The organism is Hydrogenophaga sp. ANAO-22 (assembly GCF_042466645.1).
GTDB lineage: Bacteria > Pseudomonadota > Gammaproteobacteria > Burkholderiales > Burkholderiaceae_C > Hydrogenophaga.
The window spans coordinates 2,819,794-2,834,175 of sequence record NZ_CP159956.1 but is presented as its reverse complement, the minus strand read 5'-3'; the positions used below and the strand labels follow the sequence as shown (position 1 = coordinate 2,834,175).

General features: G+C 69.6%; 12 protein-coding genes and 1 pseudogene. 3 read left to right on the top strand and 10 right to left on the bottom strand.

The window, feature by feature from the left end:
- Position 1 precedes the first annotated feature (1 nt).
- From ABSY19_RS13640 to ABSY19_RS13610, 7 genes and pseudogenes are all read right to left on the bottom strand, one after another.
- On the bottom strand, positions 2–811 hold the full coding sequence (locus ABSY19_RS13640) for a cyclase family protein (RefSeq protein WP_382163506.1): 810 nt from the start codon (positions 809–811) through the stop codon (positions 2–4).
- 29 nt (positions 812–840) lie between these two features.
- Positions 841–1,626, bottom strand: a complete 786-nt coding sequence (locus tag ABSY19_RS13635) for an ABC transporter permease (RefSeq protein ID WP_382163504.1) — start codon at positions 1,624–1,626, stop codon at positions 841–843.
- 61 nt (positions 1,627–1,687) lie between these two features.
- Positions 1,688–2,437, bottom strand: coding sequence for an ABC transporter permease (locus ABSY19_RS13630; protein ID WP_382163502.1), 750 nt, complete (start codon positions 2,435–2,437; stop codon positions 1,688–1,690).
- 3 nt (positions 2,438–2,440) lie between these two features.
- Entirely contained in the window at positions 2,441–3,208 is a 768-nt protein-coding gene (locus tag ABSY19_RS13625) for an ABC transporter ATP-binding protein (RefSeq protein WP_382163500.1), read from the bottom strand.
- 35 nt (positions 3,209–3,243) lie between these two features.
- Positions 3,244–4,188, bottom strand: a complete 945-nt coding sequence (locus ABSY19_RS13620; RefSeq protein ID WP_382163794.1) for an ABC transporter substrate-binding protein — start codon at positions 4,186–4,188, stop codon at positions 3,244–3,246.
- Between the two features lie 132 nt (positions 4,189–4,320).
- Positions 4,321–4,902 (bottom strand): annotated as a pseudogene (locus ABSY19_RS13615) (TetR family transcriptional regulator); the annotation flags it as partial.
- Between the two features lie 83 nt (positions 4,903–4,985).
- Complete coding sequence (locus ABSY19_RS13610) at positions 4,986–6,026, bottom strand: SMP-30/gluconolactonase/LRE family protein (RefSeq protein ID WP_382163498.1); 1,041 nt, start codon at positions 6,024–6,026, stop codon at positions 4,986–4,988.
- Between the two features lie 130 nt (positions 6,027–6,156).
- Between ABSY19_RS13610 and ABSY19_RS13605 the strand changes: the two genes are divergently transcribed.
- Together ABSY19_RS13605 and ABSY19_RS13600 are read left to right on the top strand one after the other, a co-directional pair.
- Positions 6,157–7,815: an acetoacetate--CoA ligase gene (locus ABSY19_RS13605; protein ID WP_382163496.1), complete on the top strand. Its 1,659-nt coding sequence runs from the start codon at positions 6,157–6,159 to the stop codon at positions 7,813–7,815.
- Positions 7,812–8,234 carry a hypothetical protein gene (locus tag ABSY19_RS13600; protein ID WP_382163495.1) on the top strand — a complete coding sequence of 141 codons (423 nt, stop codon included), beginning with the start codon at positions 7,812–7,814 and terminating at the stop codon, positions 8,232–8,234. Before ABSY19_RS13605 ends, ABSY19_RS13600 begins: the two co-directional genes overlap by 4 nt.
- Before the next feature lie 307 nt (positions 8,235–8,541).
- On the opposite strand, the gene ABSY19_RS13595 is transcribed toward ABSY19_RS13600, so the two are convergent.
- Complete coding sequence (locus ABSY19_RS13595) at positions 8,542–9,186, bottom strand: NAD(P)-dependent oxidoreductase (RefSeq protein ID WP_382163493.1); 645 nt, start codon at positions 9,184–9,186, stop codon at positions 8,542–8,544.
- Positions 9,187–9,287: 101 nt separating this feature from the next.
- On the opposite strand from ABSY19_RS13595, the gene ABSY19_RS13590 reads away from it, so the two are divergent.
- A complete protein-coding gene (locus ABSY19_RS13590) occupies positions 9,288–10,205 on the top strand; it encodes a LysR family transcriptional regulator (RefSeq protein WP_382163491.1) in 918 nt (305 codons plus the stop codon).
- A 7-nt stretch (positions 10,206–10,212) separates the two neighbouring features.
- On the opposite strand, the gene ABSY19_RS13585 is transcribed toward ABSY19_RS13590, so the two are convergent.
- The gene (locus tag ABSY19_RS13585; protein WP_382163489.1) at positions 10,213–10,635 is read right to left on the bottom strand and encodes a hypothetical protein; all 423 of its coding nucleotides are present in this window, start codon (positions 10,633–10,635) and stop codon (positions 10,213–10,215) included.
- Between the two features lie 135 nt (positions 10,636–10,770).
- Entirely contained in the window at positions 10,771–14,277 is a 3,507-nt protein-coding gene (locus tag ABSY19_RS13580) for a hypothetical protein (protein WP_382163487.1), read from the bottom strand.
- Positions 14,278–14,382: the final 105 nt, after the last annotated feature.

The following is a 14,382-nucleotide window of genomic DNA, read 5'->3' as shown; positions in this document are numbered from 1 at the left end:
GTCATGCGGCGGTGGCTTGGAGGGCGTCGTCGAAGATGGCCACGGCACGGGTCCAACCCGCCGAGGCGCCTCGGATCTTGTGGGGGAAGCAGGAGATGAAGAACCCGTCGGCCGGCAAGGCCTCGAGGTTGTGCATCTTCTCGATGTGGCAGTAGCCGATGTCGCGCCCGGCCTTGTGGCCTTCCCAGATCAGCGAGGCGTCTTTCGTCTCGCCGTACTTCTGCGCGGTGTGCACGAAGGGCGCGTCCCAGCTCCAGGCGTCGGTGCCGGTCAGGCGCACGCCGCGTTCCAGCAAATACATGGTGGCTTCATAGCCCATGCCGCAGCCGGCCGAGACGAAGTCGTTGTGGCCGTAGCGCGAACCGGCGCGCGTATTCACCACCACGATCTCCAGCGGCTTGAGGGTGTGGTTGATGCGCTTCAACTCGGCTTCCACGTCGGCGGCCGTGACCACGTAGCCGTCGGCGAAGTGGCGGAAGTCCAGCTTCACGCCGGGCTGGAAGCACCATTCCAGCGGCACGTCGTGGATGGCGATCGCGGGCTTCTTCTCGCCCAGCGCCTTGTCCATGGTGGAGTGGAAGTGGTAGGGCGCATCGAGGTGCGTGCCGTTGTGCGTGGAGAGCTGCACCAGCTCCACCGCCCAGCCTTCACCGTCGGGCAGGTCTTCCTTCTTCAGCCCGGGGAAGAAGGGCTCGATCTGCTCGAAGGTGTTGTCGTGCGTGAAGTACTGGATCTTGGGGGCGAACGCGGGCGGGTCGCTCACCACGTCGTTCTCCAGGTAGATGGACAGGTCGATGAATTTGCGGGGCATGGTTGTTCTCCGAGGGAGCGAGGTGGGATTCAGGGGCGCTGCCAGCGCAGCAGCGAGCGTTCGGCCACGGCGAGCAGCACGTTGCTCGCAAAGCCCATGGCGCCGAGCAGCACGATGCCGGCGAAGAGTTCGCTGGCCTGGAACGAGCGCGCGGCCAGCAGGATGGCCTGGCCCAGGCCGGGTTGCGAGGCGATCATCTCGCCCACCACCGAGACGATGAGCGAGACCGTCATCGACAGCCGCATGCCGGCCAGGATGTCGGGCATGGCGTTGGGCAGGCCGATCTTGAGCACGAAGGCCAGGTGGCTGAGTTCCAGCGAGCGCGAGACCTCGCGCAACTGCTTGTGCACGTTGGCCAGGCCGTGCAGCGTGGCCAGCAGCACCGGCCACATGGCACCGAAGGCGACCACGGCCAGCACCATGCCGCCGGAGAGGCCGAACAGCGCGATGGCCAGCGGCATCACGGCCGAAGCCGGCAGCGGGCGGATGAACTCCAGGGTCGGGCCGATCCATTCGCTGGCGCGCTGCGAGCTGCCGATCAGCGCGCCCAGGGCGATGCCCAGCGCGCTGGCCAGCACCCAGCCGCTGAACATGCGGCTGAGCGTGGCCCAGGTGTAGGCCGCCAGGTCGCCGCCGGCCAGGCCTTGCACCAGGCTTTGCAGCGTGGCCTGCGGCGTGGGCAGGAAGGCGCGGTTGACCCAGCCACTGGTGCTGGCGGCCCACCACAGGGCGATGAAGGCGGCCAGCACGAGCACGGAGCCCGAGGCGCTGCCGAGCACGCTCAAGGTGCGGTTGGTTTTGTGTGCGGCGCTCATTCGAAATCCTTCGTGCTTCGCACTGCGGTGCGAGCTTGCTTGGGACGGCCCTGCGCGGCGCTCATGCGGTCTGCTCCCCCATGGCGCGCGCCACGCGGCGCTGCAGCGCGAGCGCGCCGACGTTGATGACGTAACCCACCACACCGATCCAGGCCAGCCAGGCCAGCATCAGCGCCGGGTCCAGGCTTTGCTGCGCGATCATCATCGCGTAGCCCATGCCGTGCGGGTTGGCCGCGATCTCCACCGTGACGGCGACCACCAGGGCGATCGCCACCCCCAGGCGCAGCGCGACGAACAGGCGCGGCACGATGGCTGGGCCGATGATCCAGGCGAAGCGCTGCCGCGGCGTGAGTTCCAGCGCGCGCGCCACCTCCAGCAGGCGGGGCTCGACCTGTTGCACCGCGGCCTGCGTGAGCACCAGCATGGGCCACAGGCAGGCGAAGGCGACCACGCTGAGTTCCATGCGCAGGCCGAAGCCGAACACCAGCATGGCCAGCGGGATCAGCGCCACCGACGGAATGGGGCGCGCGACTTCCACGCTCAGGAAACCGAGCTGCGCGGCGCGCCGCGACAGGCCCAACAAGGTGCCCAGCAGCAGGCCGCCGAGCGCGCCGATCAGCAGGCCGAGCGCGGCCGTGCCGAGCGTGAAGGCCGTGGCCTCCAGCAGCGAGCCGTCGGTGACCGCGCCGCCGAAGGCGCGCAGCGCGGCGCTGGGCGGGGCGATGGCATCGCTGCCCTGGCCCGTGGTGCGGGCCCAGATTTCCAGCGCGCCCAGCAGCAGGGCCGGGAACGCAAGGGACTTCAGCTTCATCGTTCAGTGCCCGAGGTAGTGGTAGAGCTCGCGGCGCAGGCGCAGGAACTCCGGGTGTTCCTTGGTGCTGAGCTGGTCGCGCGGCTGCGGCAGCGGCACGTCGATCAGCGCGGCCAGGCTGGGCAGTTCGGGCGTGGGGTTGCTGCGCAGGGCGATCACGCGATCGCCCAGGTACAGCGCTTCCTCCAGGTCGTGGGTGACGAACATCACCGTCAGACCCTCTTCACGCACCAGGCGGGCGAGCTCGTCCTGCAGGGTCTCGCGCGTCATGGCGTCGAGCGCGCCGAAGGGCTCGTCCATCAGCATCACGTCGGGCCGCTGGGCCAGGCAGCGCGCGATCTGCACGCGCTGCTGCATGCCGCCCGAGAGCTGCGCCGGGAACTTGTGCCCGTGCGCGGCCAGGCCCACGGTTTTCAGCACATGTTCGATGCGCGCGGGCCGTTCGGCCGCCGGCACGTTCGCCGCCTCCAGCGCCAGGCTCACGTTGGCCTGCACCGTGCGCCAGGGCAGCAGGGCGCGCCCGTAGTCCTGGAACACGAACGCCACCTCGCGGCTCGGGCCGGTGATGGGCGCGCCCTGGCGCCGCACGCTGCCCTGGCTGGGCGTGACGAAGCCGGCGGCGGCGCGCAGCAGCGTGGTCTTGCCGCAGCCCGAGGGGCCGATCACGCACACGAACTCGCCGCGCTTCACCGTCAGTTCGGTGGGTGAGAGGATTTGCCGGCCACCGAGTTCGATGGCGACGCGGTCGAAATGCAGAACGGTATCGGTCATGGTCGAAGCGGCGCTGGCGTGGGGCGTGGCGTGCCTCACTTGGCGATCAGGCGCGCCACGTCGGGCACCGTCTTGAGCATGCCCTGGTCCTTCATGAGGTCGACCCAGTAGCTGAGCTGCTTCTCGGTCACCACCGCCATGGGGGGCGAGATCTGCACCTTGGCGATCACCTCGGGCGGCAGCTTGATGTACTTGCCGATGGCCGCGCGCACGGCAGCGTCGTTCTTCGGCTGGTTCATGAAGGCCGCGGCCTCCTGCACGGCCTCGCGGAAGCCGCGCGCGGCCGCCGGGTTCTTGGCCACCCAGTCGCGGCGCGCGACGTGGATGATGGTGGGCTGGTTCTCGGGCAGGAAGGTCGAGTAGTACGAGGCCACGTAACCCACGCCGGAGTCGGTGATGCGGCTCATGAAGGGGTCGGCGCTCACCACGGCGTCCACCGAACCGCCGCGCAGCAGGTCGCCGTGCTGTGGGAACGAGGCTTCGACGAAGTTCACCTTGGTGTAGTCCACGCCCTGGCTCTTGAGCCAGGCGCGGAAGGTCACGTGCAGGAAGGCGCCCAGGCCGGGCACGCCGATCTTCTTGCCCACGCAGTCCTGGGCCTTGCGGATGCCGCTGCCGGCCTTGGCCACCAGGCCGAAACCGGTGATGGTCTTGGAGGTCACGCCGGCACCGGCGACCACCACGTGGTCCAGGCCGCCGTCCACCGACTGCAGGTACACGCTGGGCGTGGGGCCGCCGATCTGCAGCGAGTCGGCCTGCACCGCGGCCGGGATGGTGGAGTTGATCGGGATGAACTTGAGCTCCACGTCGAGCAGGCGCTTCTTGAAGTAGCCGTTCTCGGCCGCGACGAACACCGAGGCGAAGTCGGTCACGGCGGTGTAGCCGAACACGATCTTGGTGGGGCTCTGCGCGAAAGCCGGCAGGCTCACGGCGGCGGCGGGAACAGAGGCCAGGGCGGCCAGGGCGGTGCGACGTTTCATGGGGGTCTCCTGTGGTTGGTTTTGCTCGGGGGGCGGGGCGAAAGCGGGGGCGGGGGCACAGCGCGGCGCGCAGCCCCCCACGATGAAGCGCACCAGCCGCTCGGCGGCCGCCGGGTCGTTGGCGCGGTTGATGTTGAGCGAGAGGCGCTCCACGCGCACATCCACCAGGTGGTGCAGCAGGGCGCCGAGCGCGAACTGGTAGCCCCAGGCGGCCTCGGCGCGGCTGGCGCGCGGCAGGGCGTGGTGCAGCGCGTCGATGAAGCGGTGCGCCAGCGGGTCGAAGAACTCGCGCAGCACGCGATCGGACTCCTCGCCGTGGTAGGCCAGTTCGCGGCCGACCAGCTGGGCGTAGAACTGCCCCTCGGGGCTGGAGCGCATGCGGATCACCGGCGCCACGAAGGCCTCGACGATGCGCGGCAGGGTCTGCGGGTCGTCGGGGTCCTGGGAGGCGGCGTCCAGCGCGGCCAGTCGCTCCTCGATGGTGTGGCTCCAGTGCGCGAACACCGCGTGGAACAGGTCCTGCTTGGGGCCGTGGTAGTAGGCCACCAGCGCCAGCGGCACGCCGGCCTCTTCGGCGATCTGCCGGATCGTCACCGCGTGGTAGCCGCGCTGAGCGAACAGCTTCTCGGCCGCGAGCAGGATGGCTTGCTGGCGGTCGGGGCGGGGCGCGGCACTCTTCTGGCGGCGGGCAGGCTCAGGCTTGCGGGACGGCATGGCGGTATTGAACATGTGTTCAAAAATGTTGTACACCCGTACAAACCCTGGGCCGGGTCGTGCGGAAGGCGGGCGCTGGTGTGTTACCAGTGCACCATGGGCAGGCCGGGCACGGGCGAGGTGAAGAAAGGGATGGTGGTGCCCATGAGGCTGCCGATGTAGACCGTTCGCAGGTCGGGCCCGCCGAAGGTGACGCTGGCCATCCAGGGCGCCAGCGTGCCGCGCGCGCGCAGCATGTCCTCGGTGGTGAGCGTGCCGTCGTTCATGTGGTCCAGCAGCACCTTCGAGGCCTCGGGGTTGCCGTCGTCGAGCAGCAGGCGCCGCTCGCCCTGCGGCGTGAGCGCGATCAGCTGGTCCGTCATCACCAGCGTGCACCAGAGGTTGCCGAAGGCGTCGAACGCGATGCCGTCGGGGAAGCCGCCCAGGTGGGAGGGCCCGAACACCTCGCGGTCGGCCAGGGCGACGCCCTGGGCCGACTCCACCACGCGCATGCGGCTGATGTGCGGACCGGTGGTCTCGACGATGTAGAGCCATTCCTCGTTCGCGTCGAAACGGATCTCGTTGGTGAAGTGAAAGCCGTCGGCCACCACGCGCAGGCCGCGTTCGTCCACCACCGCGATGTAGCCGTCGCGCACGCGGCTGCTGGCCGCCACGGTCCAGGGGTTCACGCGCGTGGAGACGGTGAGCCAGATGCGGTTCTTCGAATCGCGCAGCACGAAGTTGACCTTGCCGATCGCCTGGCCGTCGATGGTGTCGTGCAGCGTGCGCGTCTGGCCGTCGCGCGCCATCACCTCCAGCCGGTCGGTGCCGAAGTTGGCGATCAGCACGTCGCCATTGGCCGCAAAGGCCAGGCCGTTGGGCAAGGTGCCCTGCGTGTACTTGGCCTCCACGTCGTGGAGCGAAGCCTGCGCGGCGCTGGCGAAGCGCTGGTCGGCGCGCTGGCCGATGAAGCGCTGCTGCCCGTCGGCGCCGATGCGCGTGACGCCGCCGCGCGCGTCGGCCGCCCACAGCGTGCCGTCGCGCTCGGCCAGGATGCACTCGGGCCGTTGCAGGTCCTGGCCGATGGTGCGGATGGCGGCGCGGTCGACCTGGAAGCCGTCCAGCGGGTTGTTTGTCGAAGGCATGGTGGGTTCCCCGATGAGGCGGGCCGCGGGCTGCGGCCGGCGAAGGGGGCATTGAACGGTTGGCGCCGATTCTTGTACAACCGTACAAACCCTAGTCGTGCCGGGTGCGGGCCCGGTCTAAGCTCGGCGCATGACCGCGCCCCACGTGCCCCAGATCCGCCTCTACCAGCAATGGCTCGCCGAGCACCGCGGCCTGCGTTTCGACGACTACGGCGCGCTCTGGCGCTGGTCCATCACCGACCTCGACGGCTTCTGGCAAAGCATCTGGGACTACTTCGAGCTGCAGTCGCCCACACCGCACACGGCCGTGCTGGCCAAGAACGTGATGCCCGGCGCGCCCTGGTTTCCCGGCGCGCGCATGAACTACGCGCAGCAGGTGTTCCGCCACGTGCGGCCGGCGCACGAGGCGGGTTTTGCCGCCGTGGTGAGCCGCAACGAAAAGGGCCGGCACGTGGAGCTGAGCTGGCCCGAGCTGCGGCGCCAGGTCGCCTCGCTCGCGCAGCACCTGCAGGCCCAGGGCGTGCAGCCGGGCGACCGCGTGGCGGCCTACCTGCCCAACATTCCCGAGGCCATGGTGGCTTTTCTCGCCACCGTGTCCATCGGCGGCGTGTGGAGCATCTGCGCGCCCGACATGGGCACCAACGCCGTGCTCGACCGCTTCCGCCAGATCGAGCCGGTGGTGCTGATCGCCTGCGACGGCGTGAGTTACGCCGGCCGCGACCACGACCGCCTGGCGGTGGTGGCCGAGCTGCGCGCGGCCCTGCCCACGGTGCGCCACGTGGTGCTGCACACCAACCTGGCCGAAGGCGAGGCGGCGCAGGCCGAGGCGCTGCAGGCCGCATCGCCCTGTGCCAGCTTCGCGGCCGCCACCGCGCGCGACGATGCCGCCACCGCCGCCTTCGAACCCTTGTGGCTGCCGTTCGATCACCCGCTGTGGATCGTCTATTCCAGCGGCACCACCGGCCTGCCCAAGCCCATCGTGCACGGCCATGGCGGCACGGTGATCGTGGGCATGGCGCTCAAGATCCTGCACAACGACGTGGGCTGCAGCTACCACCCCAACAGCTGGGGCGAACGTTTCCACTGGTACAGCTCCACCGGCTGGGTGATGTGGAACGCGCAGACCAGCGGCCTGCTCAACGGCACCACCTGCGTGATCTACGACGGCAACCCCGGCGGCAGCAAGGACAAGCCCGACTGGACCACGCTCTGGCGCTTCGCCGCCGAGCTGGGCGTGACCTTCTTCGGCGCGGGCGCGGCCTTCTTCGCCAACTGCATCAAGGCCGGCGTCGACCTGGCCGCGTGTGGCGACCTGTCCGCCGTGCGCGCGCTCGGCACCACCGGTTCGCCGCTCTCGGAAGACGCGCAGCGCTGGGGCACCGAGCAGTTCCGCCGCATCGCGAAGAGCGGGGCGCAGCAGGACATCTGGTGGTGCAACATTTCGGGCGGCACCGACTTCGCGGGCGCCTTCATCGGCGGCAACCGCGAGCTGCCGCAGACGCCCGGGCGCATGCAGTGCCGGCTGCTGGGCTGCGCGGTCGAAGCGTGGAACGAGCAGGGTCAGCCGGTGATCGACGAGGTGGGCGAGCTGGTGTGCGCGCAACCGATCCCGTCGATGCCGCTGTACTTCGTGGGCGACGTGGACCACCAGCGCCTGATCGGCAGTTATTTCGACACCTACCCGCCGGGCCAAGGCCGCAAGCCCGGGGGGGTGACCTCGGCCCCGAGGCCGGCGCGGTCTGGCGGCACGGCGACTGGCTGCGCATCGGCGCGGACGGCTCCTGCGTGATCTACGGCCGCTCGGACGCCACCATCAACCGCCATGGCCTGCGCATGGGCACGAGCGAGCTCTACAGCGCGGTCGAGGCCCTGCCCGAGGTGATGGACTCGATGGTGGTGGATCTCGAGTACCTGGGGCGCGAGAGTTACATGCCGCTGTTCGTGGTGTTGCGCGAAGGCACCGTGCTCGACGATGCGCTCAAGGCGCGCATCAACGACAGCATCAAGACCGCGCTGTCGCCGCGCTTCGTGCCCAACGGCGTGTTTCAGGTGGCCGAGATTCCGCGCACGCTCTCGGGCAAGAAGCAGGAACTGCCGATCAAGAAACTGCTGCTCGGCCAGCCGCTGGAGAAGGTCATCAACCGCGAGGCGATGGCCAACCCGGGTTGTCTGGACTGGTATGTGAAGTTTGCGGTTTCGCGGGCGTAGCTGCTCTGCCAGGTTTTCAGGCCTGCACCTCGTGGGCCCGCGAGTGCCGGGCGCTCTGCTCCGCGGGTGTCCCCCGGCGGCTGGTGCCGCCTCCTCCTTGACCCCGCTGCGCAGAGCGCCCGGCACTCGCGAGCCGCAGCGTGCTGAGGGTGGGCGGGGGTGTTCGACCGTCCGCGTGCCACAGAGGGGGAGGTCACCGGGTGTCCGGCGCAGCGGCGTAAAGGAGGAGGGGCGGCGAAGCCGCCCCGGGGGACAGCCGCGGAGCCGGGCACCCGGTGACCTCCCCCGTTCGTGCCGGCGTGAGCCCTCAGTTTGCCACCGTGAAGCGCTGGCGCGTGTGTTTGGGCGTCTCGATTTCGTCCACGATCGCCACCGCCAGATCAGCCACCGAGATGCCGGCAGGCGCTTCGCCCTGGCCGGGCAACAACTGGTCACCACCCGTGCGGTACTGGCCCGTGCGCTCACCCGGCGCCAGTGCGATGGGGGGAGAGATGAAGCTCCATTCCAGTTCCTTCTCACCCCGCAGGCGCGTGAGCAGGTCGCGCGCGGCCAGTGCACCCTGTTTCCATTCGGCCGGGAACTCGGGCGTGTCCACCAGCTGCAGGCCAGGCGCCACTTCCAGGCTGCCGGCACCGCCGACCGCCAGCACCCGCAGTACGCCGGCCTGCTTCGCACCGGCGAGGATGCCGTCGTAACCCAGGCCGAACAGGCGGTAGATCTCAGGCTCGCTCCAGCCCGGGTTGTAGGCGCTCACGATGGCATCGTGTCCGGCCACGGCCCGAGCCACCTGCGCGGCGTCGGTCACGTCGGTCTTCACCACCTGCAGCCGGGGCTGGGCGGCCAGCTTGTCGGGGTGGCGGGCGAGGGCGGTCACGCTGTGGCCGCGTGAAAGCAGTTCGGTGAGCACGGCGCTGCCGACGAAACCGGTGGCACCGATGAGGGCGATCTTCATGGCGAGACTCCTGAAAAGGTTGGGATGGATCTAGTGTCCTGGCTACACGAAAAACGCGGTAGGCGGCAAAATACGCTTTCTTCTTGTAGAAAATCTAATCAATGAGCAGCGAAACCACCGCCTGGACCGACAAGCTCAAACGCATGGCGCTGTTCGCGGAGATCGTGGACAGCGGCTCGCTGAGCGCCGCCGCTCGCCGCCTGGGCAGCACACCCTCGGCCGTGAGCCAGCAGCTGCGCCTGCTCGAAGAGGCCCTGGGCCTGGTGCTGCTGCACCGCTCCACCCGCCGCCTCACGCTCACCGAGGCCGGTGAGCGTTATTACCCCGCCTGCGCCGCCATGGTCGCCCAGGCCCGCAGCGCCGACCAGGCGCTGGAGCGCCTGCGCGACGAACCCGAGGGCGAGCTGCGCCTGGCCGCGCCGATCGGCTTCGGCGAGCTGCTGGCCAGCGCGCTCGAACCGCTGCGCCGCCACCCCCGCTTGCGGCTGCACTTGCTGCTGGACGACACGCCCATCGACCTCATCGGCGAGCGGGTGGACCTCGCGCTGCGCGTGGGCCGCTTCACCGATTCTTCCCTGGTCGCGCGCCGCCTGGGGGAACTCCAGCGCCAGCTCTGCGCCGCGCCGCGTTACCTGGCCGAGCGCGGCTGGCCGCGCCACCCAGGCGAACTCGCCGGGCACGACTGGCTGGGCCTGCCGCCGCGCGGCACGGCGGTGGACACGCTGAGCTTCCAGGGCCCGCAAGGCGAGCGCGAAGAGGTGCGCGTCGAAGCGCGCCTGCTGGCCTCGCAGGTGACTGCGCTGCAGGCCATGGCGCTGGCGGGATGGGGTCTGTACGTGGGCATGGCCGACGACGTGCGCCAAGCCCTGGCCGAAGGGCGGCTTGCGCCCGTGCTGCCGGACTGGCGGCTGGAGCCGGCGGCGGTGTTTGCGGTCACGCCCCGGCGCGGTGAACAACCGGCCAAGGTGCGCCATGCGCTGCAGGCCCTGCAGCAGCACTTCGCGGCCCGGCCGGGCTGAGCGCTTCTTACAGCGCGGCGAGCTTCGCCATGCCCCAGGCGACCACGCCCACCTGCACCAGGTTGAGCAGGATGCCCGCCATGTGCAGGCGCCGGAAACTCGGGATGGCGGAGGCGTCTCCGCCCGCGATCCGTTCCCGCAGCGCGTCCATGCGCGGGACGACCCAGCGGCGCACCGCGAAGACAAAGGCCGCCACACCGCCCATGGCCAGCCCCACCGCGACGCGGCCCACCGCCAGCTGGCCCAGGGCCCCGAGGCTGGCGGCGACCACCACCACCGAGTAGTAGTAGTTGAACAAGCCCCGGACGAAACGCGCGTCCTGCGGCGTGTCGTGTTTCAGGATGAGCAGTGGTGGCGATGCGAAGGTGAAGAACACCATGGGAAAGATCAGCGCGACCAGCGACAGCAGCACAACAGCCTTGGACAGCATGGGGTTCTCCTTGCCGCGGTGGTCTCGGCTGGGGCGCCGCGGGCCATGGGGGTCGCCTGATGCTCATCCGCCAAACTGACGAATGACTTACATCGCACGGCCACCCGTCCGCTGCGGTGCTTGCCGCCACTGGCCTCAGAGCGGTGCGTCGCTGGAAGGGGCCTTCGTGCTGTGGGTGAGGCCCATGTGGATCCCGCTGCCGGCATGGGACCACAGCCGCTTCGCCAGTTCTTTCGAGTGCTGTTGGGCCGCTCGGTCCTTCAGGGCCGACAGCGCCGTCAACAGGTCGAGGGGCCCTTTTTGGGCGGCCTCCTTCAGCCCATCCTGCCAGTCGCTCGGCAGCGGCACGCCACGGGACCTGAAGTGGACTTGAATCCACTGGCGGGCTTTTTCCGTGTCTCGGTGGATGGCCTGGCGCAGGGCGGCCACACCCATGCGGCTCAAGGCCTGAAGCGCCTTCACCAGGCCCTTGTACGAGCCTGCCGGGATCTCTGGATGGAGCGCCCGCATTTTCTGCAGTTCGGCGGCGCCCGCGATCTTTTGCGACCGCAGGAACTTGGCCGACCAGAAGGGATTGCCCGTGGCGTGACCCCTTTGCAGCTGGTCGAGCTCGGTCTGGATCGCCTGGATGTTCTTGGCGCGGGCGGTCTTGTTGGGCCACGCCAGCGCGGCGCGGTAGAAGTCGAGCCGGTTCGGGTCCAGCGGGTGGCCCAGCCTCGGTGTCGACGTCGCCACGCCGTGTTGTTGGGCGAGCTTCTCCAGGCGAAAGAACGCCTGCAGATGGGTGACGCAGCCGGATGCGTCGGGCGCGGCTTCCGCGCGCTCCCTGGCGGTGTGCAGCTGCGCCTCGAGGCAGGCCAGGGCGGTCTTGCGCTGGCGAGGGTCGCGGCTCTGGAGTGCCTTCTCCAGGGCCCCAGGGGCGCTGTACAGCGCGGCCTGGTGCGCGGGGTCCGCCGACGCCAGCGACAACTTCCCAAGCGCGGTGGAGGACAGGTTCAAAGGGGAGAGGGGGCTGCCCAGGCAACGCTCGAACAGGTACCGGATGAACGCGCCTTCATCGTTCAGGCGGTAGCCCTTAAAACCGAACACACCACCGCCTTCGCCGGCACCGATCGTCCAGGTGTGCAGTTTCTGCCTCGACAGTTGTCGGGCCATCGCCAGCGCGTGCTGGACGTCCGGGTCCTCCACGGAGCGGCCCGCCGTTTCGCAGCGCAGGCGGAGCTCGCGCAAGGCCGCGAGGCGGCACAGGTCCTGGGGAAAGCCGCCACCCGTGGGGTAGGCATGCAGTGAGGCCACCACCTTGGACAGGGTCTGGCCCCGCAGTTTTTCGGACACGGACAGGAATTGCTGCAGCACCCGCAGCACGGCATCCACGTTGCGTGCATCCATGTCGTGGAGGGAGGTGATGCCCAGCGCGGCATAGAACGCCTCGCCTTCTGAAGGCATGCCCTTGACGGTGGCCTCCACGAGCGCCTGCACCTGCGGCACGAGCTGCCGTTTGCCGGCCGCATCGCTGGCCTGGCAGATGGACCTGAACGACGCCAGCGTGTCGGTCTGCAAGGGCGCGGTCCGAGCGTGCCCTTGCAGGACGGTCAGAAAGCCGCCCGCGTCCCGCGGCGAGATGCCGTAGCCGTTCTGAAGGACCTGCTGGTACTTGACGTTGGCGAAGTCGTGGTCGTCGCGCAGGCAGGTTTCGATGTTGCGCCACTGGCCGCCGGCGATCCAGCCGGCGACGGTGGCGCGCGCCTGCACCTCCTGTTTCGCCTCGTGGCGGCGGGTCTGCAGCAGGTCCCAGGCGTCTTGCGGCGTGTTCATCACCTCGTGGGTGTGCACACACAGGCGGCGCAGGAACGGCTGGAAGCCCTCATCGTTCCAGTGCCGGTGGATGAGCCGCGGGGTCAGGGACGATTGGCGAAGGTCCCCCATGCCGATGCCCGGCGCGAGGTGCCGGGTCCAGCGCGGTTGGACCGGCTCGGCCGGGCGGGCGATGTCCCTCGGCACGTGGCCAAGGGCTTGCCACCGGTCCAGGGCCATCAGCTGGTCCCAGGCGGAAACGTCCGAACGCGCATGGAAGCGCCGCAGCGCCTCGGCCTCCGACGGGGAGCTGGCCTGCGAGCCCAGCTGCACGATGAGCCGGGTGAGCGGCTCGCGGTCGCCATGGGTGGCCGCGTCGATCACCGAGGGCGAGAGGCCCAGGGCGATCAGCATCTGCCGGGTGCGGTGTTGTGTGGTTGGCGCCAGAAGCCGATCGACCAGGCTGCGCGCGATGGCCTGGATCGGGCGACCCTGGTCAGGGTCGGCCAGGCCCGGCATCGCGCCGGTCTTGCGGTCGTGGTGGGCCGCCACCGCGCGGCAGGCCTTGTCGTGGCGTTTCTGCTCAGCGGCTCTGACCTTGGCGCGAATCCCGTACCACAGCATGTAGCCACCCGCGAGGAGGATGCCCACCAGGCCGGGGATGCCCATGGTGGCGGCGCCGAACAAGGCGCCGCCACCCAGCGCGGTCAGCGCTATGGCGGCCACGGCGCCCCCCAGGCTGGTGCCGCCGTAGATGCCGCGGATCCAGCCGTGCAGGTCCAGCAGGTTGGCGTCCAGCCGTTTCAACTCCCGCCATTGGTGGCGGTGCTCCATCAGCTCCAGCAACTCGGGGCAATCCGCGCCGTGGGCTTCGAAGACGTTCTTGTCGAACTGCTCGGCCAACAGCAGCGTCTTGCGCTCCCGGCGGGCATCCATGCCCTCGCAGACGGCCTGCAGGATGTGGAGGACGCCTGTCACCATGTTCATGGAGCCGGAGAGGTAGGGCAGGGCGACGGCGATGTCCTTGGCCGCGCCGGTCAGCGGCCCGCTGGTCGACAGGCCGCTGACCACGGCCGACGGGGCGGTCTTGAGCAGGGAGAGCGAGCCGAAACCGACGTCACGCACCCCGGCCAGCAGGCAGCGGGGGATGAGATGGCCCGGCTCCAGGCACTGCTTGAACGCCGCGGCGTGGGTGTCCGCCAGCGCCCGCAGTCTGGCCTGAGCTTCCTTGAGCAAGGCCAGGTCGTGCGGGTTCTGCGCGCCTGGAGCCCGTCGCAGGAGCTCCGCCTCCAGGCCTGCCAGGGCCTGGAGGCCGGACGCCGCGTTCAGGTAGACGCGGCACGCTTCCAGTTCCTGCTCGCGGCCCGCCAGCGCGCCGCGGATGCCGTCCCAGGTGATCTTGGTGTCGCCCGCCTGTCCCAGGCCGACGACCATCGCCGGCAGGTTGTGCAGCCCCGAATTCGGGTGCTCGGCGCCCGTCTGGAAATCGATGCCCGTCCCGAAGCCCGCGCCGACGGTGGCGTACAGCAGGACGCACCACACGGGGTAATAGTGTTGGGCGGAAACGAGGGGGTCGAGGTCGTCCTTCAGGGGGGTGAAAGCCACGCTCTGGAGGATGTCGGCCACCCGCTGCTGGACGTCGAGGGAGGGGCCCTCGGCCTGCAAGAAGGACGGCCGCAAGAGACCGAGGGGAATCTGGCTGGCCTCCCAGGCGGAGTCGGAGGGCGACGATCCGTCGGCCGGGGAGTGGGCGTCTTCGATGAGCGTCCTCTCATCGGAGTCCACCGTCTTGTCGCCGAAGGGCAGAGGGAATGAATAGACCGGCAAGCAGGCGCTGATGGTGCTCAAAATGTCCTCCCTGTTTCAGTTTCGCGGGTGAAAGAACTGAAACAGGGAAGTGATCCGAATCTCCCGGGGGGTTCGGTCCGGCCACCCCGGGATTTCCCAGGGGAG